Source organism: Haloferula helveola, from assembly GCF_037076345.1.
GTDB lineage: Bacteria > Verrucomicrobiota > Verrucomicrobiia > Verrucomicrobiales > Akkermansiaceae > Haloferula > Haloferula helveola.
Genome location: NZ_AP024702.1, coordinates 4,067,016 through 4,090,338 on the forward strand (window position 1 = coordinate 4,067,016; position 23,323 = coordinate 4,090,338).

19 protein-coding genes and 1 pseudogene are annotated in these 23,323 nt (G+C 63.9%); 6 read left to right on the top strand and 14 right to left on the bottom strand.

Annotated features, from left to right (window positions below; translation table 11 throughout):
- Nucleotides 1–558: 558 nt before the first annotated feature.
- From HAHE_RS15285 to leuB, 7 genes and pseudogenes are all read right to left on the bottom strand, one after another.
- Nucleotides 559–858 (bottom strand): annotated as a pseudogene (locus HAHE_RS15285) (BlaI/MecI/CopY family transcriptional regulator); the annotation flags it as partial.
- Nucleotides 859–1,015: 157 nt separating this feature from the next.
- Complete coding sequence (locus HAHE_RS15290) at nucleotides 1,016–1,978, bottom strand: TlpA disulfide reductase family protein (protein ID WP_338685616.1); 963 nt, start codon at nucleotides 1,976–1,978, stop codon at nucleotides 1,016–1,018.
- Nucleotides 1,975–2,385 carry a LysM peptidoglycan-binding domain-containing protein gene (locus tag HAHE_RS15295; RefSeq protein ID WP_338685617.1) on the bottom strand — a complete coding sequence of 137 codons (411 nt, stop codon included), beginning with the start codon at nucleotides 2,383–2,385 and terminating at the stop codon, nucleotides 1,975–1,977. The genes HAHE_RS15290 and HAHE_RS15295 overlap by 4 nt, the downstream gene beginning before the upstream one ends.
- Before the next feature lie 91 nt (nucleotides 2,386–2,476).
- On the bottom strand, nucleotides 2,477–3,283 hold the full coding sequence (locus HAHE_RS15300) for a TatD family hydrolase (RefSeq protein ID WP_338685618.1): 807 nt from the start codon (nucleotides 3,281–3,283) through the stop codon (nucleotides 2,477–2,479).
- A 9-nt stretch (nucleotides 3,284–3,292) separates the two neighbouring features.
- Nucleotides 3,293–5,185 (bottom strand): POT family MFS transporter, encoded by a 1,893-nt coding sequence (locus HAHE_RS15305; RefSeq protein ID WP_338685619.1) that lies wholly within the window; start codon nucleotides 5,183–5,185, stop codon nucleotides 3,293–3,295.
- Between the two features lie 50 nt (nucleotides 5,186–5,235).
- Nucleotides 5,236–6,240 (bottom strand): beta-ketoacyl-ACP synthase III, encoded by a 1,005-nt coding sequence (locus HAHE_RS15310; RefSeq protein WP_338685620.1) that lies wholly within the window; start codon nucleotides 6,238–6,240, stop codon nucleotides 5,236–5,238.
- Nucleotides 6,241–6,313: 73 nt separating this feature from the next.
- Nucleotides 6,314–7,420 (bottom strand): 3-isopropylmalate dehydrogenase, encoded by a 1,107-nt coding sequence (gene leuB, locus HAHE_RS15315; RefSeq protein WP_338685621.1) that lies wholly within the window; start codon nucleotides 7,418–7,420, stop codon nucleotides 6,314–6,316.
- A 127-nt stretch (nucleotides 7,421–7,547) separates the two neighbouring features.
- On the opposite strand from leuB, the gene HAHE_RS15320 reads away from it, so the two are divergent.
- Nucleotides 7,548–8,543, top strand: coding sequence for a calcium/sodium antiporter (locus HAHE_RS15320; protein WP_338685622.1), 996 nt, complete (start codon nucleotides 7,548–7,550; stop codon nucleotides 8,541–8,543).
- On the opposite strand, the gene HAHE_RS15325 is transcribed toward HAHE_RS15320, so the two are convergent.
- The 5 genes from HAHE_RS15325 to HAHE_RS15345 form a co-directional block, all read right to left on the bottom strand.
- A complete protein-coding gene (locus tag HAHE_RS15325) occupies nucleotides 8,533–9,747 on the bottom strand; it encodes a peptidylprolyl isomerase (protein ID WP_338685623.1) in 1,215 nt (404 codons plus the stop codon). The two genes, HAHE_RS15320 and HAHE_RS15325, sit on opposite strands and share 11 nt — an antisense overlap.
- Before the next feature lie 60 nt (nucleotides 9,748–9,807).
- Nucleotides 9,808–11,163, bottom strand: coding sequence for an AI-2E family transporter (locus HAHE_RS15330; RefSeq protein WP_338685624.1), 1,356 nt, complete (start codon nucleotides 11,161–11,163; stop codon nucleotides 9,808–9,810).
- A 133-nt stretch (nucleotides 11,164–11,296) separates the two neighbouring features.
- Nucleotides 11,297–12,181: a transcription antitermination factor NusB gene (gene nusB, locus HAHE_RS15335; RefSeq protein ID WP_338685625.1), complete on the bottom strand. Its 885-nt coding sequence runs from the start codon at nucleotides 12,179–12,181 to the stop codon at nucleotides 11,297–11,299.
- A 1-nt stretch (nucleotide 12,182) separates the two neighbouring features.
- Nucleotides 12,183–12,695 carry a 6,7-dimethyl-8-ribityllumazine synthase gene (gene ribH / locus HAHE_RS15340; RefSeq protein WP_338685627.1) on the bottom strand — a complete coding sequence of 171 codons (513 nt, stop codon included), beginning with the start codon at nucleotides 12,693–12,695 and terminating at the stop codon, nucleotides 12,183–12,185.
- 50 nt (nucleotides 12,696–12,745) lie between these two features.
- Nucleotides 12,746–13,945, bottom strand: a complete 1,200-nt coding sequence (locus HAHE_RS15345) for a bifunctional 3,4-dihydroxy-2-butanone-4-phosphate synthase/GTP cyclohydrolase II (protein ID WP_338685629.1) — start codon at nucleotides 13,943–13,945, stop codon at nucleotides 12,746–12,748.
- A gap of 94 nt (nucleotides 13,946–14,039) precedes the next feature.
- Here HAHE_RS15345 and HAHE_RS15350 point away from each other — a divergent pair, with 94 nt between their 5' ends.
- From HAHE_RS15350 to HAHE_RS15360, 3 genes are all read left to right on the top strand, one after another.
- On the top strand, nucleotides 14,040–14,591 hold the full coding sequence (locus HAHE_RS15350; RefSeq protein ID WP_338685631.1) for a hypothetical protein: 552 nt from the start codon (nucleotides 14,040–14,042) through the stop codon (nucleotides 14,589–14,591).
- 69 nt (nucleotides 14,592–14,660) lie between these two features.
- On the top strand, nucleotides 14,661–15,416 hold the full coding sequence (locus tag HAHE_RS15355; RefSeq protein WP_338685632.1) for a hypothetical protein: 756 nt from the start codon (nucleotides 14,661–14,663) through the stop codon (nucleotides 15,414–15,416).
- A 56-nt stretch (nucleotides 15,417–15,472) separates the two neighbouring features.
- Complete coding sequence (locus HAHE_RS15360) at nucleotides 15,473–15,682, top strand: dodecin (protein ID WP_338685633.1); 210 nt, start codon at nucleotides 15,473–15,475, stop codon at nucleotides 15,680–15,682.
- Between the two features lie 18 nt (nucleotides 15,683–15,700).
- Here HAHE_RS15360 and HAHE_RS15365 read toward each other — a convergent pair whose 3' ends face one another.
- A complete protein-coding gene (locus HAHE_RS15365) occupies nucleotides 15,701–17,251 on the bottom strand; it encodes an arylsulfatase (protein WP_338685634.1) in 1,551 nt (516 codons plus the stop codon).
- Between the two features lie 97 nt (nucleotides 17,252–17,348).
- On the opposite strand from HAHE_RS15365, the gene HAHE_RS15370 reads away from it, so the two are divergent.
- Nucleotides 17,349–17,915, top strand: a complete 567-nt coding sequence (locus tag HAHE_RS15370; RefSeq protein ID WP_338685636.1) for a hypothetical protein — start codon at nucleotides 17,349–17,351, stop codon at nucleotides 17,913–17,915.
- 100 nt (nucleotides 17,916–18,015) lie between these two features.
- Here HAHE_RS15370 and HAHE_RS15375 read toward each other — a convergent pair whose 3' ends face one another.
- Nucleotides 18,016–19,092, bottom strand: a complete 1,077-nt coding sequence (locus HAHE_RS15375) for an Ldh family oxidoreductase (RefSeq protein WP_338685637.1) — start codon at nucleotides 19,090–19,092, stop codon at nucleotides 18,016–18,018.
- Between the two features lie 336 nt (nucleotides 19,093–19,428).
- On the opposite strand from HAHE_RS15375, the gene smc reads away from it, so the two are divergent.
- Nucleotides 19,429–23,208 carry a chromosome segregation protein SMC gene (gene smc, locus HAHE_RS15380; RefSeq protein ID WP_338685638.1) on the top strand — a complete coding sequence of 1,260 codons (3,780 nt, stop codon included), beginning with the start codon at nucleotides 19,429–19,431 and terminating at the stop codon, nucleotides 23,206–23,208.
- Nucleotides 23,209–23,323 lie beyond the last annotated feature (115 nt).

Sequence of the window (23,323 nt, forward strand, 5' to 3'; positions counted from 1 at the left end):
GCCGGAAAATGAAGAGGCGGAGGGACCTGCCCTCCGCCTCTTGAACATCTACTCAACGCGAACAGTCCAGATCACTTTCGAGCGTGACGCGGCTGTTTCGGGTTGGGGAAGTTATTTCTTTTTACGGGCCGTCTTTTTCTTGGCGGCCTTTTTCTTGGTCGCCTTCTTTGCTACCTTTTTCTTGGCGGCCTTCTTCTTGGCGGCCTTCTTCTTGGCTACCTTTTTCTTAGCAGCCTTCTTTTTGGCGACCTTCTTCTTTGCCACCTTTTTCTTGGCGGCCTTCTTCTTCGCTACCTTTTTCTTAGCGGCCTTCTTTTTGGCTGCCTTTTTCTTGGTGGCCTTCTTGGCTACCTTTTTCTTGGCGGCCTTCTTAGCCACCTTCTTCTTGGCAGCTTTCTTGGTGACCTTCTTGGCTACCTTTTTCTTGGTCGCCTTCTTCGCCACCTTTTTCTTGGCGGCCCGTTTCGTGGTTTTCTTTGCAGCCATGGCTTTGTGTCGTTTGAGTTCGCGTTCGATGTTGGTTTTCTCTTCCGGCGTGAGATTGCCGGCGGAGAGCAGTGCGAGGATCGCCTCGCCGAGGCGCCCTCCAAAAGCGTTGGTCAGGAAGTCGGAAGTGGCTTCACGAAGGATGATCTCCTTCGGGTGGGCGGGCTCGTAGACATGGGCGCGTCCGCTGCGGACCCGTTTGACGAGCTTCTTGCGCTCGAGGCTCTGCATGACCGAGAGCACGGTCGTGTAGGCTCGGTCCTTCCCGTCGGGGAGGGCCTCAAGTACGTCACCCACCGTAGAAGGGCCCTCATGCCACAGGACGGAAAGCGCCTGGAGTTCGAGGTTCGAGGGATGTGAAGGAGTTGCCATGGGAAGAACGCGATTGAAACAGTCACTATAAAGTTCGTACCGGCGGCGAACGTCAAGTTTAAATTGGCCAAAAAGTTAACTTTTCCAAAATACCCTTACCGAGCCTCCGGAGGCACGTACGGGAATCTCGTACGATAAGCCTCGTAGTTCGACCGGCTCAGTGACCGGAATCTTCAAGCCGCGGTTGGCGGCATTCCGGAGCGATCTTGCGAAGCTCTTTCCAGAGCTCGTCGTCGGCGGGGTGGCCGTTGAAGCGGATCTTGCCATCGGCTTCCACCAGCACCATCGACGGTGCCGATTCGATACGCAGCAACCGGCTGAGAGGCTTGTCGGCATGGTCCGCGACCCATGCTCCGGGAGCGGGCTCGGACAAGGCACCGAGAATCGCGTTGGTATCCGTCAACGCTTCGGGGCCGGGTTCACCGACTATGCTGACCAGAGCGATGCCGTGTTTCGCGAGTTCTTTGGCAACGGCGCGGAGGTCGGCCATGCTTTCCTCACATTCCCGGCTCCATGGGGAGAAGAAGTGGAGAAGGACCGCCTTGTTGTCTCCTGCCAGCTGGCCGATGCTGGTCGGTCTGCCTGCGAGGTCGGGCAGCGGAAGGTTGAAGTCGACCCGGGCCTTGGCCATCGCGTCCTTGAGGCGGAGGCGTTCGATGTGCGGAGCGAATGCGGCGCCCTGACGGGGGCTCAGCCAGAAAGCCTCGGTGATGTGCTTCTTGAAGCCTTCGCGGTCGTCTTTCTGGAGGGCCGCGATGGCCTGGACGTACTCGACGACGGCCAGCCAGTCTTCCTTGACGGCGAAGATCTGCGACTCGGAGAGCCGGAACTTGTCCCGTTGGGCGAGCATGCCCGGAGCCATTGCCGCGAGTTCCGCGTCTTCCCGGCGGTCGACGTGGAAGAGAAAGCGGGCCTCGAGAATTGCCTGTTCGGTGGCGCCGAGCTCGCGCGCCTTTGTGATGGCGGCCTCGAGGGCTTCGGCCGACTCGCGGGTCGAGAGCATCTCCTCGACCGCGATTCCCAGATTCTGGGGAGTTGCAGCGGGTGTCTCGTCCGCCCGAAGCACGCCGCCGAAGATGGCGGCAGCCGCGAGCGCGACGGTCACACCGGTGAATCTCACTGTACGGGAATGTTGAGAGTCTGGCCGAGCCGGATGTTGTTGTCGGTGGCGGCCATCGCGTTGGCCGAGCGGATGGCATCCACGCTGACGCCGTATTTGCGGCTCAGTCCCCAGAGGGTGTCGCCCGACACCACGGTGTGGGTCGACGCGGTGGCGGCGGGAGTGGTCGGAACTGTGGGCACGCTCGGGGTCGTCTCTTCGTAGGCGGCGTTGCCGTAGGTCGGGTCGGAGGCCGGCGGGTTGACCTGTTGGTAGGGGGCGGATTCGTATCCGTCCTGGCTAGGCACTCCGTAGGGGTCTGAGGTGTCGTAGCCGGCGGTATCGTAGTTTTCATCGTCGCCGCCCAGGCCGCAGGAGGCGAGCGAGGCGCAGGCGGAAGCAAGGAAGAGGAGGCGTGTCGGTTTCATGTTCGGTGACGTGTGTGGGTTAGCAGGCGCTCCCGGAAATGGAAAGAAGCGAGAGATCCTTCGTGAAAGCTAACGGCGCGACCCACTCGATTTATTCAATGCCTCGGAAGAAGGCGCAGGCGGTGTCACGGGTGATCCGGGCCAGATCCTCGAGTTCCATTCCTCGGGACTCCGCAATCTTCTCGGCGATGATTCGGGTTCTTGCCGGTTCGTTCCGCTCGCCGCGGTGGGGGTGGGGCGAAAGGTAGGGCGAGTCGGTCTCCAGCATGAAGCGGTCCGCGGGCAGGGTCGACGCGAGTTCGAGGACGTCGGTCGCGTTCTTGAATGTCGCGACCCCGCCGAAGGAGACCAGTCCTCCCAGATCGAGAACCGAGCGGGCATTGTCGGGGCTACTGATGAAGCAGTGGAATACGGCGCGCACCCGTTCGGCGTGGCGGCGGTAGATCGTCAGTGCGTCCTGCAGGGACGCGTCGCCGCTGCGGTCCCGGGTGTGGATCACCACGTTCAGTCCGGCCTCGGCGGCCATCAGGAAATGGGCATCGAGAAGTTCGCGTTGCCGGTTCCGGAAGGTCTCCTCGTCCCAGCCGTCGGGGGCCGGATGATAGTAATCGAGTCCCGTTTCGCCGACGGCGCAGACCCTGGGGTCGCCGAGGAGGGGACGAATGAGGTCGATGACGTCCGTAGGGGCGTGATGAACATCGCAGGGATGGATGCCGATGCAGCACCGCACCTCCGGGTGGTTCGAAGCGATGGCCAGATTGGCGTCGATGTCGTCGAGACAGGTGGCAAGCGTGACCATCCGGGTCACGCCGGCATCGCGTGCCCTTCCGACCAGTTCCGGCACCTCCGATGCCGGGAACTTGTGGGAAGCGAGGTGGCAGTGGGAGTCGGTCAGCATGCGGCAACCCTAGTCCTGCAGATAGGTGCGGGGACGATAGACGAGAGCGAAGGGGATGAAGGCGATGGCGGTGCCCAGCATCAGCCAGGTGAAGAACCTGAAGTAGGGAGCTCCGTGCATCTTCGACTGGCCGCCGACAAAGGTCTCTTCTTCCAGCGGGCTGTCATCTTCCGCTGCTTCGGCACTCTCTTCTCCGACGCCGAGCTCGCGCTTCCGTCGCTCGAGCCACGGTTCGTCCGGATGGAGCGCGTCGGCCCAAGATTCCTCTTCGGGGGGGGCGGGCTCCGGAATGCTCACCCGGTAGCCGATGTCCCAGCGTGTGTTGGATTCGCCATCAGGACCGTCCGAGATGAGGCGTGCGGTGCGTGAGTTGAGCAGCTCGTAGCGGATGGGATTGCCCCAGGGGTCCTCACCGGCGGATTCGCCAATTTCCTCGGCGAAGTCCTCCGGGGTGGGGAGCGGTTCGCCGTCGGCGGTGAGATCGCGGAGTCGGCGAAGCAGGGTGTCGAAGGCGGCTGACTTCGGAAGTTCAAGCTCGACCAGAGTGCCTTCCTCGAGCTGTGCCATGAAGTCGTCGTCGGTGCCGGTCAGCCCGTCGTGTCCGGCAAGGGCGACGCTGCGCGGCGAGTCGCGCCAGTCGGCGGGAAGTCCCTCGATCGCCTGATCGAGTTGTTCCTGCGCCGCACTCGGAATCTGAATGTAGTGGTTGATGCCCGCGACGAGGAAATTGCCGACCGAGACCGCGCCGAGATAGAAGCACATCACCAGCGATTTCATCGTCTTCGGCGCCTGCGTGTAGGCGAACTCGAGTGCCACGATCGACACCATGATTTCGGCGGCGGTGAGCAGCGCGTAGGCCATGACCTGCCAGCCGATGTTCGGGCGTTGGCCGCCGTCGATCCATTGTTGGACCAGCGCGACCAGAGCGAACGAGCCGGCCATCACGAAAAGTCCGAGCCCGATCTTCCGGAGCGGCGTGAGTTTCCACACCCGTCCGACCAGCGGGTAGATCACGTAGGTGAAAATCGGGATGAAGGTTAGGACGAAGACCGAGTTGATCGACTGGATCTGCGATGGCAGCCAGTTGTGACCGAGGAATTCCCGGTCCATGTCCTGAGCCTGGAAAATCCAGGTGGATCCGGTCTGGTCGAACAGGGCCCAGAAGACCGCGACGAACAGATACAGCGGGACAAGTTTGAGGAGGACCAGGATACCTCCTTCGGCAAACATCTCCTTGAAGAAGCGGAGGCCGGCGGGCGGAACGTGAATGAAGCGGTGGCGGCCCATCCAGAACACCACCGTGGCGATGGCCATCAGAACCCCCGGGACTCCGAACGCCCAGTGCGGCCCATACCACTCGAGCAGCCACGGGGTCAGGACCATCGAGACGGCCGCGCCGATATTGATCGAGAAATAGAACCAGTTGAAGATGCGCGGCAGCAGGTGCGCGTTCTTCGATCCGAACTGATCCCCGACGTGAGCGGAGACGCAGGGTTTGATGCCGCCCGAGCCGAGCGCGATCAGTCCGAGTCCGGCGAACATCCACCATGCCGAGCTGCCGGATGTCCCCATCAGGGCGAGGGCGGCGTGACCGGCGCAGTAGACGATCGAAAGCAGGATGATCGTCCGGTACTTGCCGAGCAGGATGTCGCTCAGGAAGGCGCCGAGGAAGGGAGTCAGGTAAACGAAGGCGTTGAAGATATGGACATTCTCGGTGGCTTCGGCGCTGCTCATCGCGGTACCGACCCGGTCGTCCATGTAGTGGAGGTAGTTCGCCATGAAAACGGCGAGCACCGCTTTCATTCCATAGAACGAGAACCGTTCGGCGGCTTCGTTCCCGATGATGTGCGGCACGCCGGGCGGCATGCCTTCGAGGTCGGCGGGAGAGGTGCGGTAGGCCATGAATGCTGGATCGTGTTATCGGTGATGCCGACTACGGAGTCCCTGGTCGCTTACCACTTCACCGCCGCCGCGGCCCACGTGAGTCCGGCGCCGAAGACGACCAGCACGGCGTGTTCGCCCTTTTTGATCCGGCCGGAGCGGTTGGCCTCGTCCAGTGCGATGGCAACCGCGGCGGCCGAGGTGTTTCCGTACTTCTGGAGATTGGTGAAGACCCGCTCGTAAGGGACGTCGAGTCGCTCCGCGATGGCGTCGATGATCCGCAGGTTGGCCTGATGGGGGACAACCAAGGCGATGTCCTCGGGTTTCAGGCCGGACCGCTCGATGACCTTTTCCGCCGATTGCTTCATCCGGGTGACCGCGTGCTTGAAGACCTCCTTGCCGAGCATCGCGAGTGTCGCGAGACGCTGGTCGGCGTTCTCGATCGTAATCGGGCAGGCAGAGCCTCCTCCCGGGATGTTGAGCAGGTGGGTCTGGCGCCCATCCGTACCCATTTCGGTGGCGAGGATCTCGCCGTCCTCCGGCTCCGTCGCTTTCTTAAGCACGGCGGCCCCCGCTCCATCGCCGAACAGGACGCAGGTCGTGCGGTCTTCCCAGTTGATGAAAGAGGAGAGCTTCTCGGCGCCGATGATGAGCGCGTTCTCGAAGGCGCCGTCGGAGATCAGGCGCTTGGCGATCTTCATCGCGTAGAGGAAGCCGGAGCAGGCGGCGGAGATGTCGAATGCGACCGCGCCCAAGGCCCCGAGATTCTGCTGCACGTAGCAGGCGGTCGCGGGAGTGAGGGTGTCGGGGGTGATGGTAGCGACGATGATCAGCTGGACGTCGTCGGCGGACAATCCGGCCTGCTCAAGTGCCCGTTCGGCGGCCTTGGTGGCGAGGTGGGAAGTGTGCTGGCCCTCGGCGGCCATCCGGCGCTCGCGGATCCCGGTGCGGGTGACGATCCACTCGTCCGTGGTATCGACGAGTTTCTCGAGATCGGCGTTGGTGAGGACTTTTTCGGGAACGTAGCTGCCGGTGCCTGCGATGCAGACCGGTCGGACGGAGTTGTCGTCGCTCATGGGCGGCAAATCTGGCCGCTGGGACCGGTAAGGGCAAGGCTTGTCCCCCCGATCCGGCAATCCCGTTCGGGGTTCAGAGCCTCGCGATGACCGCCCCGGCCATGGCTTCGGTGCCGACACGGGTCTCACTGGGATCCCCGGTGGCAATGTCGCCGGTGCGGAAGCCGTCGTCGATCGTCTTCGCCACGGCCGCGTCGATGGCATCCGCGGCTTCGGATTCGCCCAGCGAGTAGCGGAGCATCATCGAGGCGGAAAGGATCTGGGCGATCGGGTTGGCGACGCCTTGGCCGGCGATGTCGGGGGCCGATCCGCCGCTCGGCTCGTACATTCCGAAGTAAAGGTCGGTACCTTCCTTCTTCGCTCCGAGCGAGGCCGACGGCAGCATTCCGAGCGAGCCGGAAATCATGGCCATCTCGTCGGAGAGGATGTCACCGAAGAGATTCTCGGTGACGAGCACGTCGAAGGAGTCGGGGCGCCGCACGAGTTGCATCGCGGCGTTGTCGACATACAGGTGGGAGAGCTCGACTTCGGGGAACTCATTGGCGATCTCCAAGGCGGTCTCGCGCCACAGCACGGACGACGCGAGGACGTTTGCCTTGTCCACCGAGACGAGCTTCTTGCCACGGCCCATGGCGGCGGTGAAGGCGACCCGCAGGATGCGTTCGATCTCGCTCTTCTTGTAGACCATGGTGTCGAAGGCGACCGTCTCGCCATCGCGCTCTTCGCGGCCCTTCGGCGTGCCGAAATAGACACCGCCGGTCAGTTCGCGGACGCAGAGCACGTCGAAGCCGTTCGGGATGAGCTCGCCTTTGACCGGCGAGGCATGGGTGAGCGAAGGAAGGCAGACGCCGGGGCGCAGATTGGCGAACAGGCCGAAGCGCTTTCTCAACGGCAGAAGTGCCCCGCGCTCGGGCTGGATGTCCGGCGGGAGCGACTCCCACTTCGGTCCGCCGACGGAGCCGAACAAGATCGCGTCGCTCTTCTCGCAGGCCTCAACGGTGGCGGGTGGCAGCGGGTGGCCGCCGTCATCGATCGCGGCGCCGCCGACCAGTCGCTCGCTGCGTTCGGTCGTGAATCCGTGGGAGGCCTCGACTGCATCGAGGACCCTCAGGGTCTGGGTCATGACTTCGGGGCCGATTCCGTCTCCGGCGAGGATGGCGATGCAATGCGTGCGGGACATGCGGCGGAGCCTACGGCTCCGAATTTCCAAATTCCAAATTCCAATTTTCGAAATCGGGTCACCGCGGTTGGAAAAGCGCGGGGGATTTCCAGTTGGATTGTGGGGGATTCCCGGCAGGGTGGCCGCGATGGAACTGCTGCCGCACGTGGGATGGTTGGTGCTCGGGCTCGCCCTGTTGTCGTTCGGCGCCGACTGGATGGTGCGTGGCGCCTCCGAACTGGCCCTGCGGGCGCGGGTCAAGCCCCTGGTCGTGGGGCTCACCGTGGTGGCTTTCGGAACCAGCGCGCCGGAGTTGCTGGTGAGCCTGAAGGCGAACCTCGATCCGAACACCCAGGCCGACATCGCGGTCGGCAACGTGGTCGGATCCAACATCTGCAATATCGCGCTGCTGCTGGGCATCGCCGCCCTCATCCGCCCGCTCACGGTCAGCAGTCAGGTCGTGCGTCGAGAGCTGCCGATCCTGCTGGTGGTGACCGGCGGGTTCGTGGCGATGATCATCGATGGCAAACTCGACCGCTGGGAGGGTGTGGTGATGTTCTGTGGAATCGTTTTTTACGTGATTCATAGTATCCGTCTCGCCCGGTCGACTCCCGAGGATCCCGCGCTCGCGGATGTGCCCGAGGAGGCGCTCGCCCATGCCGGAGAGTCGGGTCTCGCGCCGACCCTGAAGAGTCTCGGCTGGGTGGTGCTGGGGCTGGCCGGACTGATCTACGGCGCCGACCGGTTGGTGACGAGCGGTGTCACGATCGCGCGGGTGCTCAACGTTCCCGAACTGGTGATCGGCCTGACGATGGTGGCGATCGGGACCTCTTTGCCCGAGCTGGCGACCACCATCGCGGCCAGTCGCAAGGGTCAGACCGACATCATCGCGGGCAATCTGATCGGCTCGAACCTGTTCAACATCCTCGCCGTGATGGGGCTGACATCGGCGGTCAAGGCGCTGGTGGTCGAGAGTCTCAACACGATCGATGTGGTCGTGATGTGCGGATTCACCTTGCTGCTGGTGCCGTTCCTGATGCGCGGCCACCGGCTCAACCGGATCGAGGGAGGAATCCTCCTCGTTGGCTACCTGACCTACTGCGTCTGGCTGGTGAAGCCGGAGTGGTTCGGGGTCACCGGGTGAGGGTGAAGGTGCCTCCGCCATAGGGGATCCAACCTCCACTGTAGACTGCCCACGTGTGCCGCCCGTCGACATGGGTGGCGTTTGATCCGTCGTGGCCGAGGCCGAACCTCAACAGTGGAAGTCCGTCGGTGTCGACGAGCAGCGTCGAACTGAAGCCGTGGGTGGCGTAGTAGACATAGACGATGTTGCTGACGGAGGTTGCGGCGCCGTCGAAGTAGGAGCAGGTCCCTCCCGTGCCTGAGGCGTCGAACGTAAAGGTGAAGGTCCAGCCCTGGTCGGGAGCGTCGATGAACAGCACGCGATTGCCGAGTGTGCCCGGGGCGAGGGCTCCGGCATAGTCAACGGTGGCGAACCGGTAGAATGCCCTCGGACCGGCTCCCTCGTCGACCTTCGCCGAAAGGACAGGGGCATTGTCGTAGCCGCTGAAGACACCGGCCAAGGCTCCCCACTGGTTGAGGTTCACGCTGCGGCGGACCGCGAGAAGCGTGCCGGACGGAAGGGCGGCGGCGGGATCGAAATGGGCGACCGGGCCGGGTTCGACCCGGAACGCGCCATCGACCTCGCTGACGGTCGGCAGGCCTTGGGCATGCTCGTCAAAGGCAACCGCGCCCGGGTCGGTGCGCTCGATCGTTACAGCGGTGATCGAACTGCCGTTGTCGCCGGCGGCGATGACGGCGTCGACCACAGCCCGGCTTGCGGGATCCGTGACGCGGCCGAGGATGGTGTGGAGGTCGTCGTAGGCCGGTATGGATATGTTGCCTGTGAAGAAGACCTGTCCACCGTTGGTGTTGGGGCCCGAATTGGCGGAAGACAACGTGTAGCCGGTGTGGCGGATGGCGGGATCGAACTCGTCCCGGAACGTGAAGCCCGTGCTGCCGCTGTTGCTACCCGATCCGGAGCCGGTTTGGGCGAACTTCGAGAAACTGTTGTCGCCGGTGCGGAAGAACGTTTCGCCGACGTAGAGCGGGGTGTTCGTGACGGCTCCGGTCAGCGGGTCGATGCGGTTGCGAATGCCTTGCGAGAGAGTGATGAAGTTGGCGACCGCCAAGGGGGCGGTGGCGTACTCCAACTCGGTGGTGATCACGCCCTCGGTGGTGGTGACGTGGGCGAGCAGGGCTGCTTCCGCATCGGGAAGGAGGAGCGGAGCGAGGATGAAGGCGAGTCGCACGCCGCGGATGAGAGCGGGTTGGAGCGTGGGGATCAAGGGCGGTCGGAGACCGCCGGGCCATGATATGGCGCTTGAAGAACGCCACTCCGTTGCGGCTCAGGCCGGCTCGGCTTCGATGTCGTCGGGGTCGCCCACAGTCGATGAGTCGGGCGGGGGCGGATCCTTGATCTTCTTTTCCCAGATGTAGCGGCGGAACAGCACCTTGATCGATGCGGTCAAGGGCACAGCGAGCAAGGCCCCGATGAAACCGCCGAGGATCAGGGACCAGAAGATCATCGAGAAGATCACGGTCATCGGATGCAGGCCGACCGAGTCGCCGACGATCTTCGGCGCGGTGACGATCGAGTTGATCTGCTGGGCGATGAAGAAGATGGCCGCCACCGCGGCGACGTAGGACCAAGGGTTGGTTCCGAGCCAACCTTGGTTCGACGGGTCCGAGTAGTGGAACCATGCGATCGTGCATGCCGGAATCAGGGTGATGATGTTTCCGACGAAGGGAATGATCCCGACGATGGCCATCATGATCCCGATCAGCAGTCCGAGCGGCAGTCCGAAGATCGTGAGCGCGATCCCGATCAGGATGCCGTCGATGAACGCGACGAGGACCTGTCCGCGGAAGAACGAGATCATGTAGCCGTTGATCTCGGTCAGCGTCTCAATGACCTCGGTCTTGAATCGCGAGGCTTTGAGCGGCACGTACTCGTGCCAGTGTTCCCGGATTGAGGAGGCGTCCTTGAGGAAGTAGTAGAGATAGATCGGCACCATCAGCAGGCCGAGCACGAGGCCCAGGAAGCCGAGGACTTTCGAAGTGCTGCCCTTGATCCAGTCGACGATGTCATCGCTCAGGGTCTTCAGGTAATTCCACAGCGTGGTGTTGGCGAACTTGATCCCGTGCTTCGGTTTGAGGTCTTCCGAGTTGGCCAACTTGTCGAGTTGGGCCGAGATCTCCTCACGTTTGGACGAGCGGGAAGCGACGGGCACGGAATCGTCGACGGGAGGGGCGAGCAAGCTGTCGATGACCGGCTGCGTCCAAGGCTGTTTCTGCCGGGTGTCGACCAGCACATCGACGATCTTGTCGTCGAACTTCGCTGCCGGAGTGCCTGCGGCCGCCTTCAGCGACTTCTGCAGGCGGAACTCGTTGAGCTGATTGCCGACCATCGGAATGGTGATCGCGACAAGAACCCCGATCGCCAGCAGGAAGGAGGCGAAGGTGACGATCACCGCCCGCAGGCGCGACATGCCCCGCTTCTGGAACCAGCGGACGACCGGGTCGAGCAGGTAGGCGATGATGCCGGCCACGGCGAGTGGCACGATCACCGGCTGCAGGAAGCCGAGCACTTTGCCGAGCAGCCAAATGAAGGCCACCAGCAGCAGGCCGAGGATTCCGATCGCGACGCCGGTGAGAGCCCGCCAGAGGGTGCGGATTTGGAAAGGGGTCGGGTGGCGCTGCATGGAAGGATCCAGTCTGGAGCTCCGCATTCCGAAGCTCAAGCACGCGGGCCGCGGAGTGGGGCGGGGATTGGTCTAGCAGCTCCCGGACCGCCGGGGCATTGGAAAATCCTCCGGATCTTGGACCGCGGACGGCTCAGGACTTGGCGATCTTGTCGAGGATGCCGTTGACGAAGCGGCCGGAGTCAGTGGTGCCGAACTTCTTCGCGAGCTCGATGGCCTCGTTGATGGCGACCGGTGTCGGAACATCGGGATTCGAGAGAATTTCCCAAGTGCCGAGCCGCAGGATGGCGCGGTCGATCGGATCGATCCGCTCCGGTGCGAAGTTCTCGACCACGGCGTTGAGCCGCTCATCGATCTGCGGCTTTTCGGCGAGCACCGCATCGGCGATCCGGTCGCTCTTTTCGCGGAGCTCGGTGAGCGATGCCCGGGACTCGCGGATCTTCGAGAACTCCGCCTGATCGGGAAAGTCCTCGGGGTGCTGGATCATCTGCAGCCGTTCGGAGATCCGGTCGAGGCGGTTGATCGGTCCGGCGACGGGTTCGAGCTGCGGGCGCAGGCCCGGGTGGTCGTCGAGCACGCGCAGGAACTCCGAGCGCGCGAAGCGGAGGTCGCGGTCGATGCTGAAGAGCTTGTCAAAGCCGGCACCGAACTTCTCCGAGACCGTATCGTCCTCGTCGTCGCGCCGGATTTTGGCTAGGGCGGAAAATTGGGCCGACCAGGCTTCCTCGAGCTCGAAGATGCGGTCGAGCGCGGCGGCCGAGGACTCGAGTTCGGGGCGGGCCCGCAGCACGGCTCGGGCGTTTGGAAGTCGTTCGACCATTTCGGCGTAGCGCTCTTCGCGGCCGAGGCTGAGGTGCTGGATCAGCTTCCAGGTGGCGAGCACCAGCGCCCGGCGGTCGGACTCGGTAACGAACTGCCAGAAGGCGTCCCGGAGTGAGCTCGCCTCGGCGCCTCCTTCGATGTCGGCGCAGTAGAGGAACTGGATCACCGCCTCGCGGATCTGCCGACGGCTTGGCATCCTACTTGGCGCGGGCGGGAGTTTCCGAGTCGACCGGCATGGTGCGGTCGAGTTCGTGGAAGACATCGACCATGGCGGCGGCAGCGCGGGCGGCTTCCTTGCCGCGGTTGAGCTTGGCGCCGATGCAGCGGGCGTAGGCCTGCTTCTCGTCCTCGACCAGCAGCACCTCGTTGATCACCGGCACCTTGTGCTGGATGGCGAGGGTCTGGAGGGCGCTGGTCACGGAATTCGCGATCAGATCGGCATGGGCGGTGGCGCCTTTGAGGATCACGCCGAGAGCGATCACGCAGCCCGGCTTCTCGCGGTCGAGTACCGTAGCTGCGGCGACCGGGATCTCGAAGGCGCCCGGGACGCGGATCAGGTCGATGCGGGTGGAAGGCATCAGCTCACCGATTTCCTCCACGGCGTTGTCGACCAGGGCATCCGCGAATTGCTCGTTGTACTTAGCGGCCACAATGCAGACGCGCACGCGGGGGCCGATGATCCGGGGTTTGGGCGGGAGCGCCGTGGACATGGGCGTCGGTATGGGTCGGGGTTACGAAAATGTCAACAGGGCGGGGAGCCTCAGATCCGGTGTCCCATCCGGTCGCGTTTGGTGGAGAGGTAGCGCTCGTTGTGGGGATTGGCGGGGAGGCTGATCGGGACCTGTTCGACGATTTCGAGTCCGTAGCCTTCGAGGCCGACGACTTTCTTCGGATTGTTGGTGAGCAGGCGGATTTTGCCGACACCGAGGTCCTGCAGGATCTGGGCTCCCATGCCGTAGTCGCGAAGGTCGGCGGAAAAGCCGAGGCGCTCGTTGGCCTCGATGGTGTCGAGGCCCTGCTCCTGGAGCTTGTAGGCGTGGATTTTGGCGGCGAGACCGATTCCGCGTCCTTCCTGACGAAGGTAGAGGAGGACGCCTCCTTCCTTGGAGATGTGCTCGAGGGCGGCATCGAGCTGTCCGCCGCAGTCGCAGCGCTTGGAAAGGAAAACGTCGCCGGTCAGGCACTCGGAGTGGACCCGCACAAGTGTCGGGCGGTCACGCTGGATCTCGCCGCGGCTGAGCGCGAGGTGGTGGGTGCCGTCGGTCTCGATCCGGTAGAGGTGGCAGTCGAAGTCGCCGTGGTCGGTTGGCAGCTTGATCGTCTCCTCGCGGACCACGAGCTTCTCGGTGCGGCGCCGCCACTCGATGAGCTGGGCGATGGTGCAGGCCTTGAGGCCGTGCTTGTTCTGGAACTCGCCGAGTTCGCCGACGCGCGACATGGTGCCGTCATCGTTCATGATCTCGCAGATCACCCCGGCTGGCGGAAGACCGGCAAGGCGGGCGAGATCGACCGCCGCCTCGGTGTGTCCCGCGCGACGCAGGCAACCGCCGGGCATCGCCTGGAGCGGAAAGACGTGGCCGGGTTGGACGAAGTCATCGGGGCCGCATTGGGGCTCGGCGAGTTGGCGGATGCAGCGGGCGCGGTCGGCGGCGGAAATCCCGGTTGTGATGCCGGTGGCCGCGTCGACCGAGATGGTGAAGGCGGTTTTCTGGCCCTCCCGGTTGCGGCGGGTCATGGGCGGGAGGTCAAGCTCCTCGGCCCGCTCGCCGGTGACCGGCGCGCAGATCAGGCCGCGTCCGTGAACCGCCATCAGCGAGATGGTCTCCGGCGTGCAGAGCGAGGCGGCGGCGACGAGGTCGGCCTCGTTCTCGCGGTCCGGGTCGTCGGCCACGATCACCACCCGCCCGGCGGCGATTTCGGCGATGATTTCATCGATGGGGCTGAACTCGAGGGCGGTCATGGGTCGCGGCAAGCGTCGGTCGGTGCAGGGACTTGGTCAAGGAGTCGGAGAATCGGGATTTGTGCCGATTCCGGAGATTTGCATCATCGGGTGCATGAATGCTCCGATCCGTCCGCTCCTGCATTGGATTCTCGGGCTCGCGTGTCTGGTTTCGCCCTTGCACGGCGACGATTTCCGCGAGTGGCGGGATGCTGTCACCGGCAACACGATTGTCGCGAAGCTGATCGACAAGCGGGAAGGGGATGAAGGTCTGGAAGCGCAGTTGCTGGTCAAGGACTCGCGTCGCGCGTCGTGGGTGAATGTCGACAAGCGCCTGCTGCCCAAGGAGGCGGCCTACATCAAGGAATGGGTGAAGCCGGAGGAGCGGTTCAAGTTCATCAAGTTCGGCTACAGCACCAAGGCGCGGATGGACGCGGCGTGGTTCGCGGTGAATACCGGCAACCACGGCATCCGCGTTTCAGTGGAGCCCACCGGCAAGCCGTCGAAGGAGTTCGTTTTTCCTGCCAAGACCAAGAAGACCGCCTACCTGCCGGTCGGGGTTTTCGCGAGGAACAAGAGCGGCGTGTCCCTCGCGACGGTCAGGGTCTACAACAAGGAGTCGGACCTGTTGCTCTTCGTGCTGCGCGACCTCGAGAACAAGGAGTAAGTCCGACCGCTTCCGGCGCGCGCAGAATTCGTTGGCTACGCTGTGGCGACCAAGCGGATAACTGACTCCATGCAACCGACACCACGTTTCGAGGAACTCGACTACCGGCAGACTCCGCTGGGTGAATTGATCCTGAGACGGCGCACCCTGCTGCCGCTGGACAATCTCGAGGTTTACGAGGTGATCCTTGGCGATGCCTATCTGATGACCAGTCTCTTCAACGAGGTGGAGAAGGCGCTTTCGAGACTGGGGCTGGCAGCGGCGTCGGAAGCGTTCCCGGGGGAAGGGGTTTTGGATGTGGTGGTCGGTGGCCTGGGCTTGGGCTACACGGCACGTGAAGCGCTGGACCAGTCCGGCACGAAGTCACTGATCGTGGTCGATTTTCTCGAGCCGGTGATCGAGTGGCACGAGAAAGGCATGGTTCCCTTGGGGGCCGGTCTGACGGAGGACCCGCGTTGCCGTTTCGTGCATGGCGACTTCTTCGGAAAGGCGCTGGGTGACGGGTTCGATCCGGATGAATCCGGTCGGAAGTTCCATGCGGTGCTGCTCGACATCGACCATTCGCCTTCGAAGCTGCTCCACGAGGGAAACGCGGCATTCTATGCCTCCGACGGGTTGGCGAAGCTGCTGGATAAGCTTCACCCGGGAGGCGTCTTCGCCCTGTGGTCGGATGATCCGCCGGATGACGGGTTCATGGCCGCTCTGGAGCAGGTGTTCGAAGACTGCGCTGCCCACGTGGTGACCTTCCACAATCCGCATCAGGACTGTGAGTCGGCGAGCACCGTCTACGTCGCGCGGAAGGCCGGCGGTTCCGGGGCGGACTGAAGTGCGCGGTCCATGATCACTTGTTGCGGGCGAGGGTTGCGATAGGTTGGATCGCTATGAGTGATCACATCTACAAGAAGATCGAGTTGGTCGGATCGTCGACGCAGGGAGTGGAGGATGCGGTGAACAACGCCGTCGCGAAGGCGTCGCAGAGCGTGCGCAACATGCGGTGGTTCGAAGTCGCCGAGATCCGCGGCCACCTGGAGGACAACAAGGTCGCGCACTGGCAGGTGACCGTGAAGATCGGCTTCACGCTCGACGAATGAACGACCTGTCGCCGGATCCTACTCTTTGAGCACGGGAAGCAACTCGACCACCGACTTCGGGGTGGTTCCGGGCCAGCCGTCGTTGGCTTGATCCGGTCCCGGAGTGGTGCGTCCCTTGCGGATCGCGGTGGCGAGTTCGGCGGCGAGCTCTTTCACCAGTTCCGGCTTCTTCTCCGCGAGGTTCGTTTCCTCGGCCGGGTCATCCTTCAGGTTGAAGAGCTGGACGGGATACAGTGATTTGTCCTTGAGCGCCGCGCCGGGTTTGGGGGCGGACCAACCGCCGGAACCCGGGCACAGGCAGAGTTTCCAGTCGCCGCGGCGGATGGCGAACGAGCCGTTGATCGAGTGATGGATCGCGCTCGGGCGAACCGGTTCGGACAAGGACGCATCGCGCAGGAGCGGGACGAGGGAGAACGAATCGACTCCGGCGTTGTCGGGGATCTTCCCGCCGAGTCCGGCGGCATCGGCGGCGGTGGCGAACCAGTCGACGGTGGAAACGGTCTGATCGCAGGTTGTGCCGGCCTTCACCTGTCCGGGCCAGCGGACGACGTAGGGAACCCGGTGACCGCCTTCGTAGATGTCCGCCTTGTGACCACGCCACGGGCCGCAGGGGTCGTGGCCCTTCTTCACGAGTCCCGGAATGTCGGCCATCGGCGAGCAGCCGTTGTCGGAAGTGAAGACGATGAGCGTGTTGTCGGCGACCCCTCGGGCGTCGAGTTCCGCGAGCACCTCGCCGACGACCCAGTCGGTCTCCATCATGAAGTCGGCGTAGTCGCTGAGTCCCGATTTCCCCTTCCACTTTTCGGACGGAACGATGGGCGTGTGCGGGCTGGTGAGCGGCAGGTAGAGGAAGAACGGCTTCTTCGCTTCCGCGCACTTGCCGATGAAGGCGCGGGACTCGCGGGCGAAGTCGGCGAGGCAGGCCGAGGCTTCGAAATCGGCCAGCGCGGCGCCCGGGCGGTTGGGGACGAGGAAGGCTTTGGTCAGGGTCGGCGTGCCGACGGGGACGTCGTCGCGCAGGTAGAGGTAGGGCGGCATGTCGAGCGATGCCGGGAACAGGAAGTTGTGGGTGAAGCCGCGGGCCAGCGGGCCGTTGTCGACCTTCTTCGAGTAGTCGAGATCCCAGCCGCCGCCTTTGGTCGGTCCAGAGTCCGCCTTGCGGGGCTTGTCGAGTTTGTGCCATCCGAGCCCGAGGTGCCACTTGCCGATCACGCTGCTGGTGTAGCCGGCCTCGCCGAGGATGCCCGCGATGGTCGGCGTGTCGGCGTCGATGAGGGCGGGGGAGGTGCCGTTAAGGACGCCCTTCTTCATCCGCGAGCGCCAGTTGTAGCGGCCGGTGACGATCGAGTAGCGGGTCGGCGTGCAGACGGCGGAAGTCGTGTGGGCATCGGTGAAACGCATCCCCTCGGTGGCGATCCGGTCAATGTGGGGAGTGGCGATTTTGCCGCCGTAGCAGGCCGGGTCACCCCAGCCCATGTCGTCGGCAAGGATGAAGATCAGATTGGGCGGAGCATCCGCGGCGCGGAGGCAGGGGAGGACGAGCAGGGCGAGCAGGAGACGGAGCTTCATCGGGAGGATAGGAGACGTGGAGCGGTTCGAGATTCTTGCGCCTGATCCCGTTTCCGGCGTCTTGACGGGACCGGTCCGGAAGGTGGAATCTGGGAACATGAGAACCGGGCTTCTGGCGATAGTGACGACCTTGCTTTTGGTTGGCTGCGATCGTGAACCGGAGGAACGGGAAGCGGATGGGTCCGGCAATGCGCCGCCGCCTCACGAAGGGCGCCCCGTTTCCGCGGATGCGGATGGTGGTGAGGCGGTGACCGATGCCTCCCCGAAGATCCGTGTGCGTCCGCCGGCCGACGCGAAGCCTCGTTCGGGCAAGCCGGTGGAGGGCAGCCCGGGGTTCGTGCACAGTCCTTACACGGGTGAGGCGGTCGACATTCGGGGAGTGCTTCCCGGGACCGATATACTGGATCCGACCACGCCCGATCGAAGACTGATCCGGATTGCCGAAGGAGAGCAAGTGGTGGCGAGGCCGGCGCCAGGAAAGCCGGGCTTCGTGTTTTCTCCTTACGGCAACAGGCTCGTCGACGTGCGGGGCATCCCGGCAGGGACGCTGGTCGCTGATCCGGAATACCCGACTTCGGAGAAGAAGTATTTCCGCGTGCCGACCCCGTGGATGAGCGAAGAGGAAATCACGATCGAGCCCGGATCGCCGGGCATCGACATGTGAAGAGCGGCCTGTGGGGAGCGAGTCGCCCCCCCGCGTCGCAACGGTCAGGGTACGGGAAAGCTCGTGAGATTGCGGGACGGGGGCGTCCCGCCTCCCAGTCTCACACCGGCTCGAGTCCGGCGTGGCCGATCTCGTCGGCGAGTTCGTTGAACTCGGCGACTTCGGCGGCGGTAAAGTGAAGCCCGCCGGCTTCGTCCGAGCGCTTGCGGGCTTCGGCCTCGAACTGGCCGGGGAGGATGCATCCTTCGTTGCCGTGGCCGAAGATGTCGGCGAGGACTTCCTTGAGGTTTGCCATCTGGTCGCGGCCGTTGGCGAAGGCATTGCCCGAGACGGCGTCGGGATGGATGACCTGGAAGTAGAACGCGGTGGTGGTTTTCTCTCCTTCAGGTGCCTGCGAGGCGCGACCACGGAGCGTCGGCAGCGAGCCACCGATCAACGCTCCGTAAACTTCGTTGAGCAGGCACATCGCGTAGCCCTTGTGGGCGCCGAAGGGCAGCAACGCGGCGACCTCGTTGGGGTTGGTCGTCGGGTTCCCGTCCTTGTCGACCGCGGCATTCGGTGGAAGCTCCTTGCCCTCGCGCTTGAGTGCCTGCACCCGGCCCATCGCGACCACCGAGGTGGCCCAGTCGCTGACCAGCGGGAAACCTACGGCATCCGTCGTAGGAAAGCCCCACGAGTGCGGGTTGGTGCCGAGCGTCGGAAACTTGCCGCCGAAGGGGACGACCTCGGCCAGAGCCGAGGTGCAGTTGGTGTAGGCGATGTAGCCGCGCTCGGCTGCTTCCATCACGTAGCCACCGCCCCAAAGGTAGTGGAAGGCGTTGTCGACCGAGACTTGGCCGATGCCGTAGCGGTCGGCCAGTTCGATGCAGCGGTCGATGGCGCGGTAGGCGACCGACTGGCCGAGCTTGCGGTTGGCGTTCCAGACCTCCGAGCCCTCGAACTTCGACGGGACGACCTCGATCTCGGCGCCCGGCACGCAGCCGCCGGTGGCCGAGCCGAACAGGTGGTCGAGGTGCAGTGCCTTGAGCGCGTGGTGGGTGCGGATGCCGTGGCGGGCCGCTTCGGCGGCAAGTTTGGCACCTTCGGCGGCTTCCTCGGCGGAGAACCCGCGGGCTTGATAGGCGGCGGAAACGAGGCGGTCGTGGGCTTCGCGGGAAACGGTCAGGAAATCGGACATGGCTTGCTGAGGGAGATCCAAGCGAAGTTGTATGACAAATCAAGAGGGAAGTGGGTGCACGCTGATGCTTCGACTTTAGTCAGCTTTTTGGCCGCTCCACTCCATGGGGGCGGACTGAAGTCCGCGCACCATTTTCGGTGGCAATCCCGTGGCTCCTGCATAATGGTTTAGAATCCTTAAGAATCACCAAGCACTACATGATGTAGTCAAATTAAACAAGTGGCACCATATATAGAGTTTTTCTCGGAGTGAGCTTTTCCAAGCGGCGAATTCTCCTACGCTCACCCTGCTCGGAATCCCTCCCGGGCACCTGAATCCCGAAACCTCAACCTGTCGATGTATCTCAAATCCCTGGATATCCACGGCTTCAAGTCCTTCGCGGACAAGACGCGCTTTGAATTTCACGAAGGTGTGACCGGCATTGTCGGTCCCAACGGCTGCGGCAAATCGAACGTGGTCGACGCCATCCGCTGGGTGCTCGGCGAGACTTCCGCCAAGGCGCTGCGTGGCGGTGAGATGGCCGACGTCATTTTCAACGGCACCGAACGCCGCAAGCCGCTCGGCATGGCCGAGGTGACGCTGACGATGGCCGACTGCGAGGACTCGCTCGGGGTCGACTACAACGAGGTCGGCATCACCCGACGGGTGTTCCGCGACGGCAAGTCGGAGTACCGGATTAACGGCACGCTATGCCGCCTGAAGGACATCCACAACCTGTTCATGGATACCGGGATCGGTCGCACGGCCTACTCGATCATGGCGCAGGGTCAGATCGACCAGATCCTTTCGTCGAAGCCCGAGGAACGCCGGGCGGTGTTCGAGGAAGCGGCGGGGATCACCAAATACAAGCGCGAGAAGAAGGACGCGCTGCGGAAGCTCGAGTACACCGAGGCGAACCTGCTGCGGGTCAGCGACGTGCTCGCCGAGCAGGAGCGCCGGATGAATTCGCTCAAGCGGCAGGTCTCGAAGGCGCGACGTTACCAAACGCTCGCGGCCGACGTGCGGATCCTCGACACGCACCTCGCCCACAAGCGCTTTGTCGAACTCGGAGCAGAGTGCGAGGAACTCCGGACCTCGATCCGTTCGCTTGAGGCGACCGAGGCGGATCTCGAGCACAAGATGGAGCCGAAGGAGGAGGCGGTGGCCGATGCCCGTCTCGCGGCTCGGAATTTCGAAGGCGAACTGGCCGAGCTTCGCCAGGAGCTCAATGAGCACCGCAACTCGCTGGCGAGCGCCGAGGGTCGGATGGCCTTCAACAACGAGCGCCGCTCGGAGCTGGAAGGCCGGATCGGCCAGAACCGCGACGAGATCGAGGCCACCCGCGAGAAGCTTCAGAAGCAGGAGTTCGATTTCACCGCCGCCAACGAGGCGCTGGAACAACTGGCCCGCCGGATCGCTGAAATGGAGATCCAGCTTCAGGACCAGGAAGAGCGGACTTCGGTGGCCCGTGCCGAGCGCGAGCAGATCGAGAACAAGCTCCGCGACGCCCGCAACGAGGCGAACCGTACACAGACGATCATCGCTTCGATGCAGGCGAAGATCGAAAGCTCGATGGCGCAGCTCGAAACCAGCCGCGAGCGCGCGCGTCAACTCGCCGAGGAAGAGGAGCGGTTGAATCTCGAGCTCGACGAGGCCGGCGCGCAGGCGGAGGAGATTTCCACGCGGCTTGAGGAGCACGCTTCCCGCTCGGCCGAGCTGGAGGAGGCCTTCCAGAAGTCGGAGCGCCAGTTCCAGCACAATCGCGGCGATCTCGATGCGGCCCGATCGGCCGCTGCCGAGGCCCACCGGACTCTGGCTCAACGTTCCTCACGTCTTGATGTGCTGCGGCAGCTGGTTGCCAGTGGCGAAGGTTTCGAGGCCGGCACGCGCAAGGTGCTCGACGGGCTCGACGAGCCGGATCGTTTCAAGCCGGGCATCCACGGGGTGCTGGCGGGCTTCATTGAGGCCGACCCGGACTGTGCCCGTGCCATCGAGGCCGCACTCGGCAGTCATTTGCAGGCGGTGCTGGTCTCCGACGAAGCCTTGGCCGAGTCGCTGATCGCGCGTCTGACCGAGAAGAAGCTCGGCCATGCGGCGGTGCTTCCGCAGAGCTTCGTCGGCAGTTCGAACGGCACTCAGATGGAGTCGCTTCCGGACGGTGCCGTGGCGTGGGCTCTCGACAAGGTGAAGGTCGACGAGAAGGTCCGCAGCGTGGTCGAGCGCCTGCTTGAGCGCGTGCTGATCGTCAACGATCTGGCGACCGCGATGAAGCTTCGGGGCGATCAGCCGGGAGTGGCCCTCGTGACGCTCTCGGGCGAGTTGGTCGGCGCCGAGGGCGTGGTCAGCGGCGGTGCTGCTGGCGAAGGAAACGTCTCGGTGCTCGAGCGCCAGAATGAGGTCCGCGAACTCGAAGCCGAAGTCGCCCAGCTCGCGGAAGCCGAAGAAGCGGCGAAGGCCCGCGTGACGCATCTCGAAGGCGAACTGGTCCGGCTCCAGGAGGAGTTGGAAACCAGCCGTGACCGGATGCAGCGCCACAAGGTCGAGCTTTCTACGCTGGAAGGTCAGCAGACGCTGGCACGTCGCGAGTTGGAAAGCGTGGAGAGCAAGCTGGAGAATGTCCGCTGGGAGCGTGGCGAACTCGAAGGTCGCGAGCAGGCGGCGGTCGAGGGCCGCAGTTCGATGGAGAGCGAGTTGCAGGCCGCCCGCGAACGACTGGAAGCCTGCGAGGCCGATCAAAGCCGCCTGAACAGCGAGCTTGAAGGTTCACGCCGCTGCGAGGCCGAGCTTTCCGAGTCGCTGAACGAGATGCGCACGGCTCTGGCCGTCGAGCGTCGGGCCAAGGAAGCGCAGGAAGCCCAGCAGCAGCCGATGGAGGCCCGCCTTGCCGAGCTCCGCGAGATCGCGGTGCGCCGTGAGACGGAGATCGAGGCTTTCCTGCAGCGCATCGAAGGCGCCAGCTCCGAGAACAACCAGCTTGCCGAGGAGGTCGAGACCCACCAGTTGGAGATCCAGGACCTTGAGGCCGAACTCGAGTCGCGCTCGGGTCGTCGCAACGAACTGCTCGAAGCGATCGAGGAAGCCGAGTCGGCGCTGTCGAGCGCGCGCAAGGAACTCTCGAAAGCATCCGAGCAACGTGGACGCGAGGAGGTGGCCGTGACCAAGGTCGAGCTCCGCTTGGAGAACCTCGTGAACTCGATTCTCGAGCGCCACAATGTCGAGTTGGCGAACTTCGAGCCCGACGCCCACGCGCTGCTTGCCTGCATCGATTCGCAGAAGAAGGGCGGCGGCAAGGGACGGGCGCGTATCGTGGAGTCCTCCGAGGACAGCGAGGAGGACGAGGACGAAAACGCACCGGTGATGGTGGTCGACGCTACCGATGACGACATCGAGTTGCCACCCGCGCTGGAAGGCGAGCCCGACTGGGAGTTCGTCGAAGGCTGCGTCGGTGACCTCAAGCGCCGCCTTGATTCGATGGGCCCGGTGAACCTCGATGCGATCGAGGAGTTCGAGGAACTCGAGGAGCGCCACAACGACGTCCGCAACAACTACGAAGACCTCGTTTCCTCGAAGGAGGAGCTTCTTCAGGTCATCGAGCGGATCAACGAGGAGACCCAGCGCCGCTTCGCCGAAACCTTTGCCCAGGTCCGGAAGAACTTCCGAGACATGTTCAAGGAACTCTTCGGAGAAAAGGGCAAGGCGGACCTCGAATTGCTCGACGAGAGCGACCCGCTGGAGTCGGGGATCGAGGTCATCGCCAAGCCGCCCGGTAAGAAGCTTCAGTCGATCGCGCTGCTCTCCGGTGGTGAGCGCTCGATGACGGCCGTCGCGCTGCTGTTCTCGATCTACATGATCAAGCCGAGTCCGTTCTGCGTGCTCGACGAGCTCGACGCGCCGCTCGACGAGTCGAACATCGGCCGCTTCGTCAAGGTGCTCGACCGCTTCGTCGACCGCTCGCAGTTCATCATCGTGACCCACTCGAAGCGCACCATGAGCCGTGCCGACGTGATGTATGGCGTGACGATGGAGGAGTTCGGGGTGTCGAAGCCGGTCGGTATGCGGCTTACGGCTGCCGGCGGAGACGACAAGACCGAAGCCAAGAGCGCGGCGCAGAAGGCGGCCCTCAGGCTGGATGCCTGAGGAACGTCGAACATCGAACGCCCAACATCGAAGGACGAACGTTAGACAATTTCCGACAGGAGAGGGAAGGGGGGCGGTGGCGAAGACCCGGGTGGGTCGAGCTGCCGCCCTCCGT